This is a genomic window from Streptomyces eurocidicus (assembly GCF_002891295.1).
GTDB classification, from domain to species: Bacteria; Actinomycetota; Actinomycetes; order Streptomycetales; family Streptomycetaceae; genus Streptomyces; species Streptomyces eurocidicus.
Genome location: NZ_LGUI01000002.1, coordinates 295,407 through 317,631 on the forward strand (window position 1 = coordinate 295,407; position 22,225 = coordinate 317,631).

A 22,225-nucleotide genomic window follows, 5' to 3' on the forward strand; every position below is an offset into this window, starting at 1 on the left:
CTGCTCCTGGCCCGCCGAGCACGCGGCCGACAGCAAGTGGCGCTGCGACGAGACGTCCGGGGCAGCCCGGCCCGTCAGAGAGCGGTGGCGCGCCACGGGGTGGTGACCGGCCAGACGAGCACATGAAGCGGCCACTCTTCAGAGCTGATCAGCCACGTCAAGATGGTGCTGAAGCACCCCTGTAACGTCAGCCAGCGAACCCGACTCGGGAAGGTGCCATACCGACTCGTCGCCACTGTTCATCGCCAGCTCACTTGAGAACTCGACCAGCTCGGGCGAGGGAGCGAAGCAGTCCCGCAACCAGGCCGCGAACACGGCAGCCTCAGCCGCTGAGGCCCCAGTGACCATTACGGATCCCATTCCTTCGAAGGGCGTAGTCGCCAGCCCTTCGAGCCAGACCCCTTCAGCGATCTGGATCTCGAAGGAGAGAGTGGCCGCCGGGCGCGGACCAAGGTCACCCTCGTTCTTGGTGGATGCGTCTGGGAACGACTGCTCAAGGGATCGCGCCAGGCGATCCAGGTTGAGGTTCCACGCCAAGGCGTCTTCCAAGGGAGGATGGAAGATGAAGGTCGTCCTGATCGGGTTCTCGTCGTGCATTTTTCCTCGCCTCACGGTACGTATCGGGTATGACCGCTCACTCCGGTCATGAGCATCATGCTGCGCCAATAGGCGGTGGAGTCACGGTCATTGGTGACTACCTCCAAGCCTCTGAGCTCCTTATGTGAGTAGTCCATGGCAGCCTTGTAGCGCGACAGCTCTTTCTCATCGCTGACGTACATACCGTCACGGCGCGGGTCGAATTTCGCGTTACCGTTCGCGTCGAGCTTCGGCGGAGTTCCCAGTGTCTTATCAACCGCATCCAGGTGGCGGAAGGTAGTGGGGTTCTCACAGTTGGGCTTGCGGACGTGTTTCGCCTCGACCGCATAGCCGTCGGCCGGCCGCAAGCCATCGGCCATGAGCCCCTTCCCACTCCTTCCCACTGCTTCGGCAGGCAGGGGAAGTTCGCGCTCCGGATACCCCGCCGTGCGGAGTTGGTACGCGTTATCCGGTCGGCTTGGCCCACCACCACCGGCGAAGCCACCGGCCGGCAGCGAGTTCGCCCACGCCCGAAACCGCGCCTGCTCCGCCGGACTGAGCGGCGTGCTCAGCGTCGGGTCCGGCGGGATCGGATCCTGCGCCGGGATGCCCGAGCTGGGCCCGCTCCCGGCCGGCACCACATACGAGGCGAGAGTAAGGGGCACTGGGGTCAGCAACGGCAGACCTGGGAGGAGCGGCGGATGCCAGCCCGGCGCTCCAGAAGCACCGGGCAGCTTCACGCGGGCCTGGGAGGAGTCGAGTGCGTGGGCAACGTCCCCCAGCCGGTGAATGTGCGGGTCGCCGGCTATGGCGGTGTGCAGCCCACCATCGTCACCGTTTCCACCCAGGATCGGAGATTCCCACGGCAGCTCGATACGGAACAGATCCGCCTTGTTCGTGATGATCTGCAAACGCGCGGTCTCGATATGGTCCGCGTACTTTTCACACGCTTTCGACAGCTGATGGCAGGCGGCCACAAGGTTCGCGACGAGCGGTTCATCCTCCTGGGCCTGATCCGGCGGATCACCGAAGCCCACCGTCCGTTTGAAGTACTGGTCGAAGGCCGTGGCTGCCTGGCCCGCATGCGACTTGTTGGCGGTCGTGGCGTACACCTGGGCATCGCCGAGGAATCGTTCCATCAGATTCCCGGCATGGCGCCAGACACCAGCGACGGATCGGACCTTCTTGGGGTCGCCGCGGTACCGGCTCCCACCGCCGGGCCTGTACTGCTCGTGCCAGGCGGTGTCGCCGACTACGTCCGGAAGTTCTTTACCAAGGCTCAGAAACGATCGCGTGCAGTCTTTGGCGGGGTTCCCCATACCCTCGGCCAGGTCGGGCTGCTGGCCGGAAAACCCGAAGCCCGTCGCGATCTGCTTGTCGGCGAGCAGGAGCTCCTGAGCAGTGCGCATGAGAGCCTGCCCGGTGCTGCCGAATATGTAGGCGCTGAAGCCGATCTGATCGAGAGTCGTGGAGGCTGCCGGTTCGTACACCTTGGCGAACGCGCGGCCGGCTTTGTCATCGCCGGCCATGCCCTTCTGTTCCGTGAGTTCACTGCCGAGGGCGATCGCGGTGTCACGAGCGCCCGTCATGACCACTTCGACCATCCCCATGGACGCCTTGATCATCCCCGAGGCGGTCAGTCTCATCTTGTCGCTCACACGCCGTCCCCTCCCAGTCCCTGACGCCGACACCTTTTGTACCGCACAGCCGTATGGCCGATCCGCAAGGGTTCGCCCGCGACTTCGCACGGGTAGAGCCTCATCGGCGGCAGGCGGGGATGGCACCAGGGGGACGCCTGCCACGCCGATGGTGCTCCAGCTGTCTCTTCCACAGTCAGCCAAAGGCGCGCCTCCATACGAGCGCACGAAGCACCGGTTCCCCCTGGGCGGCAACGGCGTCCGCGACGGCCGGAGCACCGCTCACGGCCGCCACTCCTCGCTGCGGCGCGCCTCGACGCGGAGCTCTCTGCCGCTCACCAGATCGCCGACGATCACGGCAAGGAACGAGGAGACAAGTGACCGACATCGACGACTTCAGCGACAACCACCGCCCCGAGGACCAGGACCCGGACGAGCACGACTACTGGCAGGAGTACAAGGACGACCGCGCCCAGGGCTACATCGACGAGCACGGCAACCCGATCACCCCGGAGCCGCCGGAGGACTACTACGACCATGTCCCTGCGGGCAACGAGCCAGCAGGCCGGCAGTGGTCCAGCGAGCCTCCGTTCCCGGACGACCGGCCCGCACCCACCACTGACGTGGACTATTGCCCCCCTTTTAGACACCCGGAGGGCCGCCTACCCTGGGCGGGCCCTCGCCTCCACTGGGACGCGAACGGGCGCGGCTTCGGTGCAGGAGGGACCTTCAGGTAACCGCCCCTCTACACGGCCAGACTCCGCTGGTTCCGACCTCGACCCCGGAGCCCTCAAGGGCCACGTCGCCACCGTAGCGGCCCGGTGGCCTGCGCGCTGCGGATCAGCCCTCAGCCGGAAGCCGGCGGCCGATCCGCGCCGCCAAGTCGGCAGCCACCTCGGCCCGTGGCCCTCCCTGCTCAGCAAGCTTCCGCAGCAAGACGACGACGGCACGCCCCTCACCTCGTGTCGCCAGCTCCAGCCGCCCCCCGGGCTCCTCGATCAGCGCCCACAGGCCGATGTCGTCCACGCCGCGTCAACGCTCTGTAATACCTCAGGAGTCACGGCCAGCTGCCAGTAGTTCTCCAAACGCCGCCCACCACCGCAGCGCCGCGCGCCACCGTGACGCGATGCGCACCTCACGCCTTGCGACCACCGCCTTACCCGTCCTTCTCGCGGCCAGCCGCGCCGGGTGCTCCGCGGCCACGCCCGGTGAGCTGGCGTCCTCGGTGTCCCCGTCTCAGCTCAGCAAGGCCGTCATAACCGAGCAGCGGGTCACCGCCGTCGTCGCACACGCCCCCGTTGCCGAAGGGCCATCCTCTCCGAACCTGTGCCGAGCGAGTGCTCCTCGCCGTCCGAGTGGGAGAACCTCGACAGCACACGCTCGCGGGATCCGGGAGGGCAATGAGCGTGGCAGGCCCGGCCTCCTGCACTGACAACAAGTCAAACCTGCTCTCTTGCGGCGCGAAGAGCCTATGTGATCTTGGGCATGTGCATGTCGGACATGTATGACTAACCTCCGAGGTTCAGACCATGTGCCTACAACAGGAGGACAAGCACTTGCGCAAGAGACCCAGGCTGCTCGCCGGGGCCGCCGCAGCACTCTGCGTGCTGTTGATGCCATCGCCAGCCCAAGCCGCAGAGGCGCCCAAGACCTACAAGACGGTCTTCTCCACAGTCGATGGCGCAGGGCCGGACGCCAAGCCGGTCGATCCTAAGGAACTTGCCCGATCGCCGCGAGGCAAGGCGGGTAGACCCCCAGAGGAAACGCCTCAAGAAGTCGAGCAGAGACGTCGGGATGCACTGAAGAAGCCGCAAGACTCGAGTCCGAAGAGACTTGCGGCGGCCGCCGGGCCACCCAATCCAGGCAGGCGCGATCCAGCATGGTGCGAAAATCGCCTTAAACCCGGGCAACTCACCATGCATGAGACCTTTGACCACTGGTCGTTCTGCGATGTCCAGCGCTACCTGCTCGAACAGAAGGAATGCAATGGGAATACCGGAAAATGTAAAGTAATCGGAACCGTCAATTTTCGAGGCATAATGGCGGGAGAGGGACATCAAGGGTTGCTTGAGTCGGACCGGAAGCTATCCTTCACGATCAAGCTCGATCAGCCAGTATTCACAGGGGAAAGCGAGAGGCTCAAGACGCAGATACTCACCCTGTCGATGCGTTGCTGGGTGATGACAGGCCAGGGTGGAAACTATTGTAAGCAAGGCGCCCGTAGCGGTCGGTCAGATTTGATCAGCCGCTGGCTGGTGGACCCGTATACATGGTTTGACTTCGACGTTCCAATCGGATCTGCCACGGATGCAGATAAGTTGGGGCACGTTGACTTCAGGCTGATCGGCAACCCTGGAGTGGGCTCTCCGGCCGAAGGGGACTGGACGTCCCGCGCGGGAGGCGCGCGATGTGATTCCAACAAGTACCTCACTGGATATCTTTCGCACGGATGCGTATTCGATCAAACGATCTCGGTGTTCAACTTTTTGTCCAGAAAAGAGACTGAACACTCGGCCAAACATATTCGGGAGGCGCAGCTTTATCCCGACTTGACGATACCACCCGTCAATAACAAGAGTATTCCTGGGGCTATCGAGTCCGGTAAGCCTCTGACGCGAATGCGTGGCGGGAAGGAGAATGATTACAACAGAGACAAGAGTACTGCGCAATGCCGCAAATGGATAGCCAAGAAATACCACACGATGCCGAATGGTCCATTCGATTGCGATGAGTACCCATTCGCCTCCACATACGAAGGCTCTTGGATGGGTAATCCAGATCGATCGGCCATGGCTCATTTTTCGGTGAAAGCAATCCCGAGCGATGATAATCAACAGGGAGGTCGCGACCTCAACGACTGGTATGTAGAACAGCGGATCATTGACGAGGACAGGTTCTACGTCAAAGTCGTGAAGCAGGATGGAGGGCAACTGGTAGTGCCAGCACCTCCACTGCCCCCCAAGATGCCTCAGGGGCTTGTGACCGGCGATATGGACGACGACGGTAAGCCAGACCTGCTTGCCGTGCACGGAAGCGGTACAGGGAAGCTCCGCTTCTATCCCGGCAAGGGCGATGGAAATCTTGGAGAGAGTAAGGAGATCGGCTCTGAAGGCTGGGCTAAGGCGGTCTTCACGCACGGCCAGGACTTCAATGGCGACGAAGAAGAAGATGTTGTCGCTCGCGTAGGCAGCGAACTCCTACTCTATCCCGGTAAGGGCGATGGAACTATCGGATCCTCCATCCCTTTCAGGGGATACGGAACTGGATGGGACACGGCCGTCAGGAGCATCGTCACCCTCAGCGACGCCACGGGGGATGGCTATCCAGACGTCATCGCCTTGTCTAAGGATGAGCTCTGGCTATACCCAGGGGATCCGTCAGACAAGCCGTCACTCTTGGCGCCGATCAAAATCGGCAGTCGCGGTTGGAATAACTACGACATCATCGCTGTTGGGGACCGGACCGACGAAGGGAAAACGGACCTCGTATCGAGGAACCGGCAGAGCGGAATGATGTTCCTCTACAAGGGGCCGCTGAATCGCGAACTCAAAACCCCGCCGGCGCTTGCAGAGGAAACAGCCATCAGGATGGTTAACGGCAACAGCGAAAAATGCCTGGAGATTGACGGATCCAGCACGCGCAACGGCGCACTCGCTCAACAATGGGACTGCAAGGAGCAGGCCGGAGCGAAATAGCAAATAAAGCCAGATGATGGCAGCAGCTTCAATAGTGTCCGCGTCATAAATGCCAATAGCGGAAAATGCCTTGAAGTGGCCGACTCGCGCAAAGATAATGGTGCCCCCATTCAGCAGTGGGACTGCGTGAATAGTCAAACGCAGAAGTGGGAGGTAATTTGGAATAGCAACCTGGCCGAACCCTTCACCCTCCGAAACCGCAACAGCGGCAAAGTGATTGAAGTCGACAACTCAAGTAAGAGCAATGGCGCTCGGGTGCAGCAGTGGGACAATGTTGGCCAACGCGGTGCTAAGTGGTGGTTCAAAGAAGAGTCTCCCGACCCTGGGCGGCTCGTCCTGACCCCCCACCAGTCGAATGCCACAAGGGTCTTCAATGCCGAAAACAGTCCGCTGATAGCCGCAGGTCACGACAGTGATCACGACGGCCGACTAGACGTTTGGGCTACACGATATGATGGCTCACTCGCAGTCTTCCGAGATGACCCAAAGCTAAACGAAAGCGGAAATCCTGAAATTCAGATTAATGCGATCAGGGAAGTTGCACGGTCAGGCTGGAGTGACGTTATTGCAATAGGGTGAGTTGCGGGTGCAGCGCGAAAGTCACGATCCCGTCATTCCTGGGAGTTTAAATGCCAACTTCTCCAATTCGCATCGTTGAAACCCGCCTGTGTCTCCACTACAGCACGATTCAGCTCGGGGTGGTGACGTTTGATCAAGAACCTGAAGGCGACGGCGTAGTAAGTCTGCAAGGGTCAACCCTGGCCATAACGAGCCACGACGCGAGCAACTATCCGCTGATTCGACTGGAATGCCTCCCGACATCGCCGCCGTCAATACCTCCGGGGGCCTGGAACTACCAACGCACACTTGATGGTATGGAAGTCCAATACCCGCCCCTCGCGGTATCGAGCCTTCTGGGCTCAACAACGGCGGAGATGGACGTTTCTGCGGGGCGGTATAGTCTGCGGATTTTGCGGAGCCTCAACCCTGCCTACGAGGAACCGTCAGACGAACCGGACGAGTTCATCGAGGACGACTACGAGGAGGACGCCGACCCCGGCGAGCCCGAAGAGCACTGGTTGATCCAGCTCTGGCCTCAGGCCCAGGCGTCCACCGCATAGGTGTAGACAAGCTGCCGGCGCTCCGTCGCGCGCCACGTAGTCTCAGCCCGCACGCAACCGAGCCCCCGCACCAATTCGCCTGGTGCGGGGGCTCAACTGGTTCACAGGGCCTCCAGTGACGGACACCAGCCACGCCCGGCCGCCCGCGCCGCCCGGGCTCCGTGCTGGCGCGCTCGGCGAGGCCGCGTCGATTGCCAGGCTAGTCGTCGTAAGAGGGCTCGTGCCCGCCGTCGTCGCAGCGACGTCGCGCTCACCCGGGCGCCGTTCGACGAGACCGCCCTGACGGTGCGTGCGCTGCGGGCCGATCCGGTCGGCGTGGTCCTGCGCGCCGACGATCCGCTGGCCCGCCGCGACGGGCTGCGGCTGGCCGAGCTGCGCGACCGCCGCTGGTTCCAGTTCCCGCGGGGAACCGACCCCCTCTGGCAGTCGTACTGGAACGGCGGCGGCCCGCGCGAGGGACCGGTGGTGCGCGCCGTCCAGGAATTGCTGCAGGCCGTGCTGTGGAACGGCACGGTCGGCCTGGCCCCGCTCGGACACGACCTGCCCGCGGAGTTGGCCGTGGTACCGCTGACCGACATGGCGCCGAGCCGGGTGGTGGCGGTGTGCAACGAAGCGGACACCAACCCGTTGATCCGCTCGTTCATGGAGACCGCGACAGCCGCGTACCGGCACTGAGCACCGGCGACGGCACTGCCGCGGCTCGTGAACGATTCGAACGCCGCAACCCTCGTGACCGCTCCCGGAACAGTGGACCTCTGCTGTCGCTTCCCGTGGCGGAAGCCGCTCGACCGGGCCCGCGCTCCTCACAAGTCGCGCGGGCCCCTGGGCTCCGCGCGGCCCACGATCGTGCCCGCGCGGTCGATGCAGATGACGTCGACCGTGACGGGCGCGCCCCGCAGCACGGCCAGCGCCTCGTCGCGGGCCGTCGCCGCCACCAGGTCGCCCAGCGGCACGCCCGCGGCCGCGCACCGCTGGAGCGCGTCCAGACCGGTGTTGGCCCCGGCGACGGCCGCCACCAGCTCCTCGCCGGCCCCGCCGCGCCGGGCCAGTTCCGCCAGGAACCCCTTGTCCACCTGCGAACGCGCCGAGTGCAGGTCGAGATGGCCCGCCGCCAGCTTGGAAAGCTTCGCGAAGCCGCCCGCCACCGTCAGCCGGTCCACGGGGTGCCGGCGCACGTACTTCAGCACCGCCCCCGCGAAGTCGCCCATGTCCAGCAGCGCGTCCTCCGGCAGCCCGTGCACCGCCACGGCCACCTTCTCCGACGTCGAACCCGTACAGCCCGCCACATGCGTACGGCCCGCCGCGCGGGCCACGTCCACACCGCGCCGGATGCTGTCGATCCACGCCGAGCACGAGTACGGCACGACGATGCCCGTCGTGCCCAGGATCGAGATGCCGCCGAGGATCCCGAGCCGGGGGTTCCAGGTGGACCGGGCGATCTCCTCGCCGTGGTCCACGGACACCTCGATCTCGACGTCGGCCGTGCCGCCGAGCCGGGCCGCGGTCTCCGCCACGTGGTCGCGCATCATCTGCCGGGGCACCGGGTTGATCGCGGGCTCCCCGACCGGCAGCGGCAGCCCCGGCCGGGTGACCGTCCCCACGCCCGGCCCCGCCCGGAACACCACGCCCGAGCCGGCCGGCAGGGCCCGGACCGTCGAGCGGATCAGCGCCCCGTGCGTGACGTCCGGGTCGTCGCCGGCGTCCTTCACGATCGCCGCCATCACCCGGCCGTCCCCGTGCACCCGCTCCGCGGCGAGCGCGAACGCCGGTGTCTGGCCCCTGGGCAGAGTGATCGTCACCGGGTCGGGGAACTCCCCGGTCAGCAGTGCCGTGTACGCGGCCGTGGTCGCGGCCGTCGCACAGGATCCGGTCGTCCAGCCGTGCCGCATACCGGTGTGCGCGAGCTGTGCCGCCCGCCCGCCGGCGGCCTGACCGGCCCGGGGGTCAGCCACGGGGGGCTCCGCTCGTCGGTACGTGGTGTCCGTGGGCGGGGCGGGCCCCGGCTCGTGCCGCACCGGCCCGGCCGGTACCGTTCCCTGGCGCCGCACCGGGCGCCACCCGCGTCCGGTCGGCCGGACGCGCATCCTCCACCAGCGAAAGGCACCGCGTGAGCGCCCAGCGCCACATCCTGATCCTCGGCGGCACGACCGAGGCGCGGCAGCTCGCCGCCGAGCTCGCCGAGGACCCCGCGCTACGGGTGACGACCTCGCTCGCCGGACGCGTCGCCCGGCCCCGGCTGCCCGCCGGGCAGGTGCGGATCGGGGGGTTCGGCGGGCCCGAGGGCATGGCCCGCTGGCTGCGCGAGCAGCAGGTGGACGCGCTCATCGACGCCACCCATCCTTTCGCCGGCACGATCAGTTTCCACGCGGCGCAGGCCGCCGCGTCCGTCCATGTTCCCCTGCTCGCCCTCCGCCGTGCCGGGTGGGTACCCGGCCCCGGCGACCGATGGCACCAGGTCAGCACCCTGACGGCGGCGGCGGACGCCCTGCCGGCCCTCGGCGGACGCGTCTTCCTGACCACCGGCCGCATGGGCCTCGCCACCTTCGCGCACCTGACCGACCAGTGGTTCCTCGTCCGCTCCGTGGACGCCCCGGAACCCCCCATGCCGCCCCGCACGGAGATCCTCCTGGACCGGGGCCCCTTCACCGTGGAGGGCGAGGCGGAACTCCTGCGCCGCCACCGGATCGACGTCCTGGTGACGAAGGACAGCGGGGCGGCGGCGACGTCGGCGAAGCTCGTCGCGGCGCGCGAGGCGGGCGTACCGGTGGTGGTCGTCCAAAGGCCCCCGGTGCCGGACGGGGTGCCCGAGGCGGCCGACCCCGCGGCGGCGGCGGAGTGGGCACGGGCGCTTCCCGGCTGAGGCGCCCGGCCGGTTCCGCTCCGTCGCCCGTGTGCGAGCCGGTACGGTTCGCAGTGCGCCGGATGTACGGAGGACCGATGACCGCACGGCACGCCGAAGAACCCGCCGAGCTCATTCCCCGGCCGGAGATGACGTTCCCCGCGCTCCGGGCCGCGCTCGCCCGCGTCGCCTCCTCCCGCCTCGCGGAGTTCCAGGCGGACCGTGACTCGGCGTTCACCGCGGCCACCCAGCACGCCTCGTTCCGGCCGATCCGGATGTTCCAGCTCAAGTGGGCGACCGAGATCGAGATCGAACGCCGCCCCGGCCTGGCCGCCCGCTACCGCGCGGCCCTGGACGGCGCGAACACTCTCGACCGTGACGACCCGAAATGGCGCGAGGCCATGGACGAGTGCATGGCCGTACACGACGAGGCCCGCGCCGCGGTGACCGGTGACTGACACCTGGGCGTGGGAGTACGACCCCGACTCGGCGTTCGTCATCGGCGGCATCGACAATCTGGCTTTCATCGCGAAGGTCGAACAACGTGCCGACGAACTGGTCCGTGCCGCCGCGGCGCTCTACCTCGACGGGGCGAAGTACATGGGTACCTCGCCCCGTATGCAGGAGGAGACCGTCGACGCGTCAGGCATGTTCGTGTACCAGGTCGTCCCACGCCACCAACGGGTCTACGTCCGCCAAGTCACATTCCTCGGTCCGTGATCCGCTCCGGCGGCCCGAGTCGGGCCGCCGGACCGGGTGGTCACACCTCCGGATACCTCCGCGGCGTCCACACGATCTCCTCGCCGTCCCCGGTGCCCCGCCGGACCGCGCGGGTCTGGGTCGAGCCCACGAGCAGGATCGTGCGCATGTCGACGTCCGCCGGGTCGAGGTCGCCCAGGCGGACGACGCGGACGCTCTCCTCCGGGCCGCCCACGTCGCGGCCGAGGACCACGGGGGTCTCCGGGGCGCGGTGTTCGAGGAGGAGGTCGCGGGCCTTGCCGACCTGCCAGACGCGGCTGCGGGAGCCGGGGTTGTACAGGGCCAGGACCAGGTCCGCGGCCGCCGCCGCGCGCAGCCGCTCCGCGATGACCTCCCAGGGCTTGAGCCGGTCGGACAGGGACACCACCGCGTAGTCGTGGCCCAGCGGGGCGCCCGCCCGGGAGGCGGCGGCGTGAGCGGCCGTCATGCCGGGGACCACCCGGACCGGGATCTCGCGGTACGGGTCCTCCGAGGCGACCTCCAGGACCGCCGTCGCCATCGCGAAGACGCCCGGGTCGCCCGACGAGACGACGGCGACCCGGCGCCCCTCGCGGGCGAGGTCGAGCGCGAACTCGGCGCGCTCGGACTCCACCTTGTTGTCGGACGCGTGGCGCCGCTGCCCGGGGCGCGCCGGCACCCGGTCCACATACGTGCTGTAGCCGACGACGTCCTCGGCCGCCGCCAGCTCGCCCCGTGCCTCCGGCGTCAGCCACAGCGGCCCGGCCGGGCCGAGCCCGACCACCACGACCCGGCCCCGGCCCGCGGCGGGTGCCGTGGGGGCCGCTCCCACGCGGCTCGGCAGCACCGCCACCGAGAAGTACGGCACCGACTCCGGGTCCACGTCGGCCAGCCGGCCCGTACGCTCCCCGGCCATCGTGGCGCGCTCGACGTACCGCGCCTCGTCCAGCCGGCCCGCGCGCTCCAGCGCGCCCCGCACCGCGGGGAACGTCCGGCCGAGCTTCATCACCACGGCCGAGTCGGTCGAGGCGATACGGGCCGCGAGCTCCTCCTCGGGCAGCGTGCCCGGGAGGATCGTCAGCACCTCCTCGCCCTCCACCAGCGGCTCGCCCAGCCGGGCCGCCGCCGCGCTGAACGACGTGACGCCGGGGACCACCTCGGTCGGGTAGCGGTGGGCCAGCCGCTTGTGCATGTGCATGTACGAGCTGTAGAAGAGCGGGTCGCCCTCGGCGAGCACCGCCACCGTACGGCCCGCGTCGAGGTGCGCGGCCAGCCGCGCCGCCGCCTCCTCGTAGAACTCCTCCATGGCGGCCCGGTAGCCGCCGGGGTGGTCCGTGGTCTCCGTGGTGACGGGGTAGACCAGCTGCTCCTCGACGTGGTCCGGGCGCAGATGGCGTTCGGCGATGGAGCGCGCGATGCTGCGGCCGTGCCGGGCGCTGTGGTAGGCGACGACGTCGGCCGAGGCGATGACCTCGACGGCGCGTACGGTCATCAGCGACGGGTCGCCGGGGCCGAGCCCCACCCCGTACAGCCGGCCCGTCGTCAAAGGCTGCTCGCTCATTCTTCCTCGCTCGCCATCGCGTTGATCGCGGCCGCGGCCATGGCGCTGCCGCCACGCCGGCCGCGCACCACCAGGTACTCCAGCCCCAGCGGGCTGTCCGCCAGGGCGTCCTTGGACTCGGCGGCGCCGATGAAGCCGACCGGTATGCCGATCACGGCGGCCGGGCGGGGCGCTCCGTCGGCCACCATCTCCAGCAGGCGGAACAGCGCGGTCGGCGCGTTGCCCACCGCCACCACGGCGCCGTCCAGCTTGTCGCGCCACAGCTCCAGCGCGGCCGCGCTGCGCGTCGTGCCCATGCGCCGCGCGAGTTCGGGGACCGCCGGGTCGGTGAGGGTGCACAGCACCTCGTTGCCGGCGGGCAGCCGCTTGCGGGTGACGCCACTGGCCACCATGTTCGCGTCGCACAGGATCGGCGCGCCCGCGCGCAGCGCCTCGCCGGCCCGCGCCACGACCTGCGGGCTGTACGAGACGTCCCGCACGAGGTCGGTCATCCCACAGGCGTGGATCATGCGGACCACGACCCGGCTGACGTCCGGCGGCAGTCCGCCGAGGTCCGCCTCCGCCCGGATGGTGGCGAAGGACTGGCGGTAGATGGACGCGCCGTCCTTGTCGTACTCGAACACTCTGCCTCGCTCGCTGGTTTCGCTCTGTGCGCCGTTCCGCCCGCTGTGGTGCGGAACGAAGTCGCCGGATCTACTGCTGAATCGTCGTGTGCGCCCGGACCCCGGACCGCGCCGCCGCCACCGCGTCCGCCAGCCCCGCCGCGGGCACCCGCCGCGCGGGCCCGCTCCGGGTGCCGTCCCGCTCCGTGACCTCGTACCCGTCGCCGGTCGCCAGGACGTCGATCCACCTGCCGCCCGGGTGGCCGCAGCGCCGCTCGCACCCGGACCAGTACACGGGGAGCCCGGCGGACCGCCGCAGGCCGAGGGCGTCGGCCGCGTCGGCCCGTACGTCCGCGCGCGACTTGGCGCAGCCGGGACGGCCCGCGCAGGCGCCCGCGCCGTGCCAGGCGGAGGCGGTGGAGGTGACGAACCCGGCGTCCGCGAGTTCGGCGAGCAGCGCCGGTCCCTCGGCCGACGGGACACCGGGGACGACGAGGCCGCGCCAGGGCGTCACCCGGACCTCCCGGGCCCCCCGCTCCGCGGCCACGCGGGTGACGAGCCGCCACTGAGCACTGGTCAGCCGTCCCAGTGGCGCCGTCACCGACAGGGCGTGGCGTCCGTCCGGGCCCGTCACCGGGCCGGGGCCGGTGGGGTCCCCGGCGGGGAGCCCGGTGCGGGGGAGCGGGGCGTGGGCGATGCCCGCCCCGGCGAGCCGGACCGCCAGCCGGTCGGCGGTCGGCCGCCGGCCGGGCGGCAGTTCCCGCACCCGCCAGGCCGTGCCGCCGCCGGACTCGTCCGCCGCCAGGAACTCGGCCGCGGCCAGCACGGCCGCGCGCGGCGCGTCCCCGGCGCCCACCTCCAGACCGGGGCCGGACGTGCCGAAGTACAGGCCGGCCCGCCCGCCGCCGCTTGCGATCAATGTCACATCCGGCCGGAGGGCCACGATGTCACCGCGTCCGTCGTCCAGTCCGAAGAGGAACCTGCCGGACAGGCCGGTCAGATCGGCGGGGCCGTCCTCGGCACAGAGCAGTCCGTCCAGCTCACGCACCCACGCCTGGACGTCAGGGGCGGGGACATGGGCCACGGGAAGGCCCTCGCGCAGGCCGGATCCGGAATCCGGACGCCAGCCGTCCAGCCCGCACAGCGGGGACGCCACCACATTGCGGATCCGGTCGTGCCGGTCCGAGGGCAGCAGGCCGTGCGACCGCAGCTCCTCCGCGAGGGCGCCACCGCAGCCGGCGGGCAGGCCGCGCAGCTGCACATTGCCGCGCGAGGTGAGGTCGAGGTGCCCGTCGCCCAGCTCGTCCGCGCACCGGGCCAGCACCGCTGCCTGACGGTCGGTCAGCAGACCGCCGGGCAGCCGGATCCGGGCCAGCGCGCCGTCGTCCGCGGCGTGCAGGCGCAGTGCGCCGGGGCAGGCGTCGCCGCGCTCGCGGACGGGCCCGGCGCCGGGCGCGCCGGCACCGGAATCGTCCCGGTCCGAGGAGAGTGCGGGGGTGGAGGGCATGGCGGCGAGCATACCGACGCCCGCGCCCGGCGCACGGCCCCGTACCGCACACCCCACACACTCCCGTACCGCGCCCTGCCAGCGCTTACTATGCTCAGCAGTGGAACGGTGCCCGCTTTCGCGAGCACTGTTTCCCAACGCCAGCGACGGCGACAGGGGAGGAAGCCGGTGAGACTCCGGCACGGTCCCGCCACTGTGAGCCCGGCAGCGATGCCGGGCGAGTCAGGAACTCCCGCCGTCCTCCAACCGCCCGGGGCGCGGACCCCGAGGAAGGCTTGCCGCCGCATGCGCACATTCCGGTCCCGCACGCCCCGGGCGACCCTCGAAGCCCAGGGGAGCGCCGCGTGATCCTTCTTCTGTCGACGTCCGACACCGACCTGCTCAGTGCCCGCGCGGCCGCCGCACTCGGAGGCCCGGTCCCGTACCGGCTCGCCAACCCGGCCCGGCTCGCCCTCGACGAGCTCCCGGCCCTCCTGGAGGGCACCGACCTCGTCGTCGTCCGCCTCCTCGGCGGCCTCCGCGCCTGGCAGGAGGGGCTCGACCTGCTGCTCGCCGGGGACCGCCCCGTCGTCGTCCTCACCGGCGAACAGGCCCCCGACGCCCAGCTGATGGAGGCGTCCACCGTCCCCGTCGGCATCGCCGCCGAGGCGCACGCCTACCTCGCCCACGGCGGCCCCGCCAACCTCGAACAGCTCTCCCGGTTCCTCTCCGACACCGTGCTGCTCACCGGCCACGGCTTCGAGGCCCCCGCCGCCGCCCCCACCTGGGGGCCCCTGGAGCGCACGCCGCGTACGGAGGACGCCGGGAACGCCGACGGCCCGTGCGTCGCCGTCCTCTACTACCGCGCCCACCACATGAGCGGCAACACCGCCTTCGTGGACGCCCTCTGCACCGCCGTCGAGGACGCCGGCGGCCGCCCGATGCCGCTGTACGTCGCCTCGCTGCGCGCCCCCGAGCCCGAGCTCGTCGAGGCGCTCGGCGCCGCCGACGCCGTCGTCACCACCGTCCTCGCCGCCGGCGGCACCAAGCCCGCCACGGCCTCCGCCGGCGGCGACGACGAGTCCTGGGACGCGGGCGCCCTCGCCGCCCTCGACGTGCCGATCCTCCAGGCCCTGTGCCTGACCGGCCCCCGCAGCGCCTGGCAGGAGAACGACGAGGGCCTCTCGCCGCTCGACGCCGCCACCCAGGTCGCCGTGCCGGAGTTCGACGGCCGCATCATCACCGTCCCCTTCTCCTTCAAGGAGGTCGACGAGGACGGCCTGCCGATGTACGTGGCCGACCCCGAGCGCGCCGCCCGCGTCGCCGGCATCGCCGTACGCCACGCACGGCTGCGCCACATCCCGGCCGCCGAGAAGCGGATCGCGCTCGTCCTCTCCGCCTACCCCACCAAGCACTCCCGCATCGGCAACGCCGTCGGCCTCGACACCCCCGCCAGCGCCGTGGCCCTGCTGCGCCGGCTGCGCGAGGAGGGCTACGACTTCGGCGACGAGGCCGTGCCCGGCCTCGCGTCCGGCGACGGCGACGAGCTGATCTACGCCCTGATCGAGGCCGGCGGCCACGACCAGGAATGGCTCACCGAGGAGCAGCTCGCCCGCAACCCCGTCCGCATCCCGGCCGCCGACTACCGCCGCTGGTACGCACAGCTGCCCGCCGAGCTCCGCGAGTCCGTCGAGGAGCACTGGGGCCCGGCCCCGGGCGAGATGTTCCTGGACCGCAGCCGCAACCCCGAGGGCGACATCGTCCTCGCCGCCCTGCGCCGCGGCAATCTGCTGATCCTCATCCAGCCGCCGCGCGGCTTCGGCGAGAACCCCATCGCCATCTACCACGACCCCGACCTGCCGCCCTCGCACCACTACCTCGCCGCGTACCGCTGGATCGCGGCCGCCCGCGAGGAAGGCGGCTTCGGCGCCGACGCGATGGTCCACCTCGGCAAGCACGGCAACCTGGAGTGGCTGCCCGGCAAGAACGCCGGCCTGTCCGCCGCCTGCGGCCCCGACGCCGCCCTCGGCGACCTGCCGCTGGTCTACCCCTTCCTCGTCAACGACCCCGGCGAGGGCACCCAGGCCAAGCGCCGCGCCCACGCCACCCTCGTCGACCACCTGGTGCCGCCGATGGCCCGCGCCGAGTCCTACGGCGACATCACGCGCCTGGAGCAGCTCCTCGACGAGTACGCCGCCATCTCCGCGATGGACCCGGCCAAGCTGCCCGCCATCCGCGCCCAGATCTGGACGCTGATCCAGGCCGCCAAGCTCGACCACGACCTCGGTCTGGAGGACCGCCCGGACGACGACGGCTTCGACGACTTCCTGCTGCACGTCGACGGCTGGCTGTGCGAGGTCAAGGACGCCCAGATCCGCGACGGCCTGCACGTCCTGGGCGGCGCCCCGACCGGCCCCGAGCGCGTCAACCTCGTCCTGTCGATCCTCCGCGCCCGCCAGATCTGGGGCGGCACCGCGGCCCTGCCGGGCCTGCGCGAGGCGCTGGGCCTGGACGAGTCGGCCGCCACCCGCACCACCGCCGACGCGGCCGAGGAGAAGGCCCGAGCCCTCGTCCAGGCCATGGAGGACGCCGGCTGGGACCCGGCCGCCGTCTCCTCCGTGGCGGACGGGCACGGCGACCAGGTCGCCGCCGTCCTCGACTTCGCCGCCCGCGAGGTCGTCCCGCGCCTCGCCCGCACCACCGACGAACTCGACCACGCCGTCAAGGCCCTCGCAGGAGGCTTCGTCCCGGCAGGCCCCTCCGGCTCCCCGCTGCGCGGCCTGGTCAACGTCCTCCCGACGGGCCGCAACTTCTACTCCGTCGACCCCAAGGCCGTGCCCAGCCGGCTCGCCTGGGAGACCGGCCAGGCGCTCGCCGACTCCCTCCTGGAGCGCTACCGCACCGACCACGGCGACTGGCCGAAGTCGGTCGGCCTGTCCCTGTGGGGGACGAGCGCCATGCGCACCGCCGGCGACGACATCGCCGAGGCCCTGCACCTGATGGGCATCCGCCCCGTGTGGGACGAGGCGTCCCGGCGGGTGACGGGACTCGAACCCGTCACCCTGGAGGAGCTGGGCCGGCCGCGCGTCGACGTCACGCTGCGCATCAGCGGCTTCTTCCGGGACGCCTTCCCGCACGTGATCGGCCTCCTGGACGACGCGGTGCGGCTGGCGGCCTCGCTGGACGAGGGCCCGGAGGACAACTACGTCCGCGCCCACGCCCAGGCCGACCTCGCCGCCCACGGCGACGAGCGGCGCGCCACCACCCGTATCTTCGGCTCCCGCCCCGGCACGTACGGCGCGGGCCTGCTCCAGCTCATCGACAGCCGCGACTGGCGCACCGACGCCGACCTGGCGGAGGTCTACACCGTCTGGGGCGGCTACGCCTACGGCCGCGGTCTCGAAGGCCGCCCGGCCCGCGAGGAGATGGAGACCGCGTACAAGCGCATCGCGGTCGCGGCCAAGAACACGGACACCCGCGAGCACGACATCGCCGACTCCGACGACTACTTCCAGTACCACGGCGGCATGGTCGCGACCGTGCGCGCCCTCAAGGGCACCGCCCCCGAGGCGTACATCGGCGACTCCACCCGCCCGGAGACGGTCCGCACCCGCACCCTGGTCGAGGAGACCTCCCGCGTCTTCCGCGCCCGGGTGGTCAACCCCCGCTGGATCGAGGCGATGCGCCGCCACGGCTACAAGGGCGCCTTCGAACTCGCCGCCACGGTGGACTACCTGTTCGGCTACGACGCCACCACCGGCGTCGTCCCCGACTGGATGTACGACAAGCTCGCCCAGACCTATGTCCTGGACCCCGAGAACCGCGCCTTCCTCCAGGAGGCCAACCCCTGGGCCCTTCACGGCATCGCCGAGCGCCTCCTGGAGGCCGAGAGCCGCGGCATGTGGGCCAAGCCCGACGCCGAGACCCTCGACGGCCTGCGCCAGGCGTTCCTGGAGACGGAGGGCGAGCTGGAGGGCGAGGAGTAGGCCCGCGCGGCCCCGGCAGGACCGGCGGCTACGCCAGGTAGCCGCCGTCGATGTCGAGGACGGCCCCGGTGACGAACGACGCGCCGGGGCCTGCGAGGAAGGCGATGCCGGCGGCTATCTCCTCCGGCCGCCCGAACCGCCCCAGGGCGTTGCCCGCCCGCTGCGCGTCGGCGAACGGGCCCTCCGGCGGGTTCATGTCCGTCGCCACGGAACCCGACTGGACGACATTGACGGTGATGCCGCGCGGTGCCAGGTCACGGGCCGCGCCCTTGCTGTAGGCGACCAGCGCGGCCTTGGACGCCGCGTAGTCCGCCATGCCCGCGAAGCCCGGCCGGACGGCGAGGTTGGAGCCGACGGTGACGATCCGTCCGTCGTCGGCGAGCACCCTGGCGGCGGCCCTGATCGCGGCCTGTACCCCGCGGACGTTGACGGCGAACAGCCGGTCGACGGCCTCCGGGTCGACGCCGGGGTCGTCGACCCGGCCGGAGAACGCCGTCCCCGCGTTGTTCACCAGCACGTCCAGCCGCCCGAACTCGGCCGCCACGGCCCCGACGAGGGCGGCCACCTGCCCCTCGTCGCCCTGGTCGGCCCGGTGCGCCGACGCCCGTACGCCCATGGCCGTCAGATCCGCGACGACCTCCCGCGCCTTGCCGGGCGAGGCGACGTAGGAGATCGCCACGTCCGCGCCCTGCCCGGCGAGCGCCCGCGCCGTCGCGGCGCCGATCCCGCGCGAACCGCCCGTCACCAGTGCCACCTTGCCGGTCAGCAGCTTCGTCATCGTGTCTCCCAAGTTTTGTACCGGTCGGTCTCGGCACGACTGTATCGTACTGATCAGTCCAAAACTTCCACGCGCCGTTTGGTCGCGCCCCCGGTGATCACTAGGATCTCCGGATGATCATCACAAAACGGCTCGCGGCGGGCGCGTGCGCCCTGCTCGCCGCGCTGGCCGCAGGAATCGCCCCGGCGAGCGCCGCCGACGGCCCCTCGAAGAACTCGCCCAAGGTCGAGCTGGTGCTGGACGTCAGCGGCTCGATGCGGGCCACCGACCTGGACGGCCGGTCGCGCATGTCGGTCGCCAAGGAGGCGTTCGGCGAGGTGATCGACGCGGTCCCGAGCGGGGTGCGGCTGGGCATCCGCACCCTCGGCGCCGACTACGCCGGTGACGACCGGACGCTCGGCTGCAAGGACAGCAAGCAGCTCTACCGCGTCGGCCCGGTCGACCGCACCGAGGCCAAGACGGCCGTCGCGACCCTCCAGCCCACCGGCTGGACGCCGATCGGCTACGCCCTGCGCGGCGCCGACCAGGACCTGGGCACCGACGGCGGCACCCGCCGCATCGTGCTCATCACCGACGGCGAGGACTCCTGCGGCCAGCCCGACCCGTGCGACGTGGCGCGCGAACTCGCCGCCAAGGGCACGCACCTGACCATCGACACGCTGGGTCTCGCCCACGACGACAAGACCCGTGAGCAGCTGAGCTGCATCGCCGAGGCCACCGGCGGCACGTACACCTCCGTGCAGCACAAGGACGAGCTCTCCGGCCGTATCAAGCAGCTGGTCCGCCGGGCCGAGGTGCCCGTCGAGACCCCCAAGCCCGTCAACGGCGCGACCGAGTGCGCCAAGGCGCCCGAGCTCGGCGCCGGCCTCTGGACCGACCGGGCCACGTTCTCCGAGCACCGCTGGTACAAGGTTCAGGTCAAGCCCGGCCAGGAGCTGCGCACTTCGGTGAGCGTCGGCGCCGACCGCGCCGTCGACCGGGACTACGGCGTACTGATCCGGGCCGTCGGCCCGGGCGGCCGGGAGCTGGTGCGCGGCAGCGACGCCGGCAGCGGGCGGACGGACGTGATGTCGTCCGGTCTCCGCTACCCCGTCGGCAAGAGCGGCGACGACGACAAGGACGAGGAGGCCCGGACGGTCTGCCTGGAGGTCTCGCACTCCTTCTCGGCGCCCGCCTCGGTCAAGCGCGACCCGGGCCTGCCCGTCGAGCTGGCCGTCGACCTCGTGAAGTCCCCCGACAGCCCCTCCGACATCGCGGCCTTCGGCCTGGGCCGGGGCTGGGTGCTGCTGGCCGTCCTCGTGCTGACCGGGCTGATCGCCGGGCTGGTGTGGGGCTGGGTGTCCCGTTGGCGCGTGTCGGTGTGGAGGGCGAACTGATGAGGATCACGACCATGGCACGGCCGGCGGCGGCCGTACTGCTCGCCGCCGCCACCCTGTTCACCACGGCGGGCGCGGCCACCGCGGCCTCCCCGAGCCCGGCCGTCTCCGGCGGCGAGGACGGGGCGCCCACCGAGGCGGGCACCACCTTCCGTACCGCCACCCCCGTCAAGCAGGGGCAGAAGGCCACCGCCGGCGCCTCCACGGGTGACTACCTGTACTGGCAGTTCCCGGCCGGCGCCGCCCAGCGGGCGACCGTCGACGCCACCGTCCAGCTTCCCGAGTCGGCCACCCGGCACGGCGGCGCCACCTGGCAGCTCGACGTCTTCGACGGCCTGCGCCGCCGCCAGGCGTGCGCCTCCGGCGAGCCGACAAAGCGCGCCTCGCAGCAGGACACCACCGTCAAGGTGACCTGCACGCTGCGGACCGTACGCCCCTGGGCCGACCGGTGGGCCAACGACCCGCTGCCCGGCGCCTACTACGTCCGCCTCACCGTCTCCGACATGCCCGACCAGGACCTCGGACTGCCTGTGAAGGCGGAACTCAAGGCGGATACCGAGGACGCGGGCGGCGCCCACGCCGAGGGCGGCGAGGTGGCGCCCCTGCACGCCGCCGCCGTCGCCGAGCCGGAGTCCGGCTGGAACGGCGGCTGGTGGTCGGCCCGCTGGGCGTGGACCGTCGGCGGGGCCGTGCTCGGCTCGCTCGCGGCCATCGGCGGCTACAAGCTGACCCGCCACCCGCACCGGGCGGCGCGGCAGCAGTGACGGCCGGCGGTGAGCGCCCGGGGCCCCGTGCCGCGGGCGCTCACCGCCGCGCGGGCGGGTCCCCGGCCACCGCGTGCCGGTAGAGCGTGCGCAGGGCCTCAGTGAAGTACGAACTGTAGGAGATGTCCGGGGTGTCGCCGCCGGTGTGGTAGCCGCCGATCACCCCGATCACCGCGTAACCGTCGCGCCCGCGCACCAGGAACGGCCCGCCCGACGTGCCGCCCACATAGCCCGCGCAGGCGATCTCCAGGAAGTCGCCCGGGGCCTTGGGGTCGGTGCTGGTGTACCGGTGCGTGGTGGAGCGGCACGTCAGCGGCTTCGGGTAGGTGGCGTCGCTGTTGCCCGGATAGCCGATCAGCCGTACGTCGCCGTGGCGGTACCCCGGCCGGATCCGGAGGTCGAAGCCGCCGACCGCGTCCTCCACGTCCGTGCCGTCGGCCCGCTCGCCGACCCGCACCACCGTGAAGTCCCAGCGCGCGCCGCCGTCGGTGCCCAGGTCGTAGTACCGCTGGTCGATGTGGACGGCCGTCACCGGGAAGACCCCGTGCGGCTTGAGCCCGTCGTGGTACTGCGGCACGAACGACAACTGCTTCCTGGGATCCGGTGAGCGCAGGCAGTGGGCCGCGCTGACCGCGAGGTCGTGGTGCGGGCTCCGGACGACCGTACCGCCGCAGAACCGGCCGGTGTTCTGGCCGTCGGTCCAGAAGAACGTGCCCACCTGGGGCAGCCCGTCGAAGGGCCGGCTGGGCGGCACGGGCGCACCGGGGGCGGGCCGGTCCGGGAGCCGCTTCGTGTCCACGGCCGGCCGCGCGGCGGCCATGCGCGCGGGGGTCCAGTAGGCGGCGGCCGAGACGGCGGCCGGGGACCCGGCCGGGGCAGCGACCGCCGGGGCGGTCAGGGTCGTGGCCAGCAGCCCGGCGAGCACGGTGACCAGGCCGCGGAGGGCGAGGGGTCTGCGCATGGGACGATTTCCTCTCCGAACGTGGGCGGGGAGCGTGTCATCGTCCTACGGGGCGAACGGTGCCGGGGAGACGCCGACGCGCCAGAAACGTAAGGGATTTCATCTTTCGACCGGTGGGCCGTGTGC

The 22,225-nt window shown here is 70.7% G+C and carries 19 protein-coding genes and 1 riboswitch; of the genes, 11 read left to right on the forward strand and 8 right to left on the reverse strand.

What is annotated here, in order from left to right:
• Window positions 1-138 precede the first annotated feature (138 nt).
• Window positions 139-597 carry a hypothetical protein gene (locus tag AF335_RS06275; RefSeq protein WP_102917282.1) on the reverse strand — a complete coding sequence of 153 codons (459 nt, stop codon included), beginning with the start codon at window positions 595-597 and terminating at the stop codon, window positions 139-141.
• 11 nt (window positions 598-608) lie between these two features.
• Window positions 609-2,234 carry a restriction endonuclease fold toxin-2 domain-containing protein gene (locus AF335_RS06280; RefSeq protein WP_244926937.1) on the reverse strand — a complete coding sequence of 542 codons (1,626 nt, stop codon included), beginning with the start codon at window positions 2,232-2,234 and terminating at the stop codon, window positions 609-611.
• Between the two features lie 356 nt (window positions 2,235-2,590).
• Between AF335_RS06280 and AF335_RS06285 the strand changes: the two genes are divergently transcribed.
• The 5 genes from AF335_RS06285 (at window position 2,591) to AF335_RS06310 (ending at window position 7,704) form a co-directional block, all read left to right on the forward strand.
• Window positions 2,591-2,950, forward strand: coding sequence for a hypothetical protein (locus AF335_RS06285; protein ID WP_102917283.1), 360 nt, complete (start codon window positions 2,591-2,593; stop codon window positions 2,948-2,950).
• An 819-nt stretch (window positions 2,951-3,769) separates the two neighbouring features.
• A complete protein-coding gene (locus tag AF335_RS06295; protein WP_170127609.1) occupies window positions 3,770-5,908 on the forward strand; it encodes an FG-GAP-like repeat-containing protein in 2,139 nt (712 codons plus the stop codon).
• Between the two features lie 3 nt (window positions 5,909-5,911).
• Window positions 5,912-6,487: an RICIN domain-containing protein gene (locus AF335_RS06300; protein WP_102917286.1), complete on the forward strand. Its 576-nt coding sequence runs from the start codon at window positions 5,912-5,914 to the stop codon at window positions 6,485-6,487.
• Between the two features lie 392 nt (window positions 6,488-6,879).
• Entirely contained in the window at window positions 6,880-7,029 is a 150-nt protein-coding gene (locus tag AF335_RS34465) for a hypothetical protein (protein WP_170127610.1), read from the forward strand.
• Between the two features lie 96 nt (window positions 7,030-7,125).
• Window positions 7,126-7,704 (forward strand): LysR substrate-binding domain-containing protein, encoded by a 579-nt coding sequence (locus AF335_RS06310; protein ID WP_376697803.1) that lies wholly within the window; start codon window positions 7,126-7,128, stop codon window positions 7,702-7,704.
• Window positions 7,705-7,832: 128 nt separating this feature from the next.
• Here AF335_RS06310 and AF335_RS06315 read toward each other — a convergent pair whose 3' ends face one another.
• Entirely contained in the window at window positions 7,833-8,918 is a 1,086-nt protein-coding gene (locus tag AF335_RS06315; RefSeq protein WP_170127649.1) for a cobalt-precorrin-5B (C(1))-methyltransferase, read from the reverse strand.
• Window positions 8,919-9,136: 218 nt separating this feature from the next.
• Between AF335_RS06315 and AF335_RS06320 the strand changes: the two genes are divergently transcribed.
• The 3 genes from AF335_RS06320 (at window position 9,137) to AF335_RS06330 (ending at window position 10,588) form a co-directional block, all read left to right on the forward strand.
• Window positions 9,137-9,889: a cobalt-precorrin-6A reductase gene (locus AF335_RS06320; protein WP_102917289.1), complete on the forward strand. Its 753-nt coding sequence runs from the start codon at window positions 9,137-9,139 to the stop codon at window positions 9,887-9,889.
• Between the two features lie 77 nt (window positions 9,890-9,966).
• Window positions 9,967-10,326 carry a hypothetical protein gene (locus tag AF335_RS06325; RefSeq protein WP_102917290.1) on the forward strand — a complete coding sequence of 120 codons (360 nt, stop codon included), beginning with the start codon at window positions 9,967-9,969 and terminating at the stop codon, window positions 10,324-10,326.
• Window positions 10,319-10,588: a hypothetical protein gene (locus AF335_RS06330; protein ID WP_102917291.1), complete on the forward strand. Its 270-nt coding sequence runs from the start codon at window positions 10,319-10,321 to the stop codon at window positions 10,586-10,588. Before AF335_RS06325 ends, AF335_RS06330 begins: the two co-directional genes overlap by 8 nt.
• A 40-nt stretch (window positions 10,589-10,628) precedes the next feature.
• Here the strand turns inward: AF335_RS06330 and AF335_RS06335 are convergent, their stop codons facing one another.
• From AF335_RS06335 to AF335_RS06345, 3 genes are all read right to left on the reverse strand, one after another.
• Window positions 10,629-12,146, reverse strand: a complete 1,518-nt coding sequence (locus AF335_RS06335; protein WP_102917292.1) for a precorrin-2 C(20)-methyltransferase — start codon at window positions 12,144-12,146, stop codon at window positions 10,629-10,631.
• On the reverse strand, window positions 12,143-12,769 hold the full coding sequence (locus AF335_RS06340) for a precorrin-8X methylmutase (RefSeq protein ID WP_102917293.1): 627 nt from the start codon (window positions 12,767-12,769) through the stop codon (window positions 12,143-12,145). The genes AF335_RS06335 and AF335_RS06340 overlap by 4 nt, the downstream gene beginning before the upstream one ends.
• Before the next feature lie 70 nt (window positions 12,770-12,839).
• Entirely contained in the window at window positions 12,840-14,255 is a 1,416-nt protein-coding gene (locus AF335_RS06345; protein ID WP_228772972.1) for a cobalamin biosynthesis protein CobG, read from the reverse strand.
• Window positions 14,256-14,344: 89 nt separating this feature from the next.
• A riboswitch (cobalamin riboswitch) is annotated at window positions 14,345-14,509 on the forward strand.
• 90 nt (window positions 14,510-14,599) lie between these two features.
• Here AF335_RS06345 and cobN point away from each other — a divergent pair.
• Window positions 14,600-18,220, forward strand: a complete 3,621-nt coding sequence (gene cobN / locus AF335_RS06350) for a cobaltochelatase subunit CobN (protein WP_102917295.1) — start codon at window positions 14,600-14,602, stop codon at window positions 18,218-18,220.
• A gap of 28 nt (window positions 18,221-18,248) precedes the next feature.
• Here cobN and AF335_RS06355 read toward each other — a convergent pair whose 3' ends face one another.
• Window positions 18,249-18,998 (reverse strand): SDR family NAD(P)-dependent oxidoreductase, encoded by a 750-nt coding sequence (locus tag AF335_RS06355; RefSeq protein ID WP_102917296.1) that lies wholly within the window; start codon window positions 18,996-18,998, stop codon window positions 18,249-18,251.
• A 113-nt stretch (window positions 18,999-19,111) separates the two neighbouring features.
• On the opposite strand from AF335_RS06355, the gene AF335_RS06360 reads away from it, so the two are divergent.
• Both AF335_RS06360 and AF335_RS06365 read left to right on the forward strand, forming a co-directional pair.
• A complete protein-coding gene (locus AF335_RS06360; RefSeq protein WP_102917297.1) occupies window positions 19,112-20,374 on the forward strand; it encodes a VWA domain-containing protein in 1,263 nt (420 codons plus the stop codon).
• Window positions 20,374-21,138 (forward strand): hypothetical protein, encoded by a 765-nt coding sequence (locus AF335_RS06365; RefSeq protein ID WP_102917298.1) that lies wholly within the window; start codon window positions 20,374-20,376, stop codon window positions 21,136-21,138. The genes AF335_RS06360 and AF335_RS06365 overlap by 1 nt, the downstream gene beginning before the upstream one ends.
• 40 nt (window positions 21,139-21,178) lie before the next feature.
• Here AF335_RS06365 and AF335_RS06370 read toward each other — a convergent pair whose 3' ends face one another.
• Window positions 21,179-22,099 (reverse strand): trypsin-like serine peptidase, encoded by a 921-nt coding sequence (locus AF335_RS06370; protein ID WP_102917299.1) that lies wholly within the window; start codon window positions 22,097-22,099, stop codon window positions 21,179-21,181.
• Window positions 22,100-22,225 lie beyond the last annotated feature (126 nt).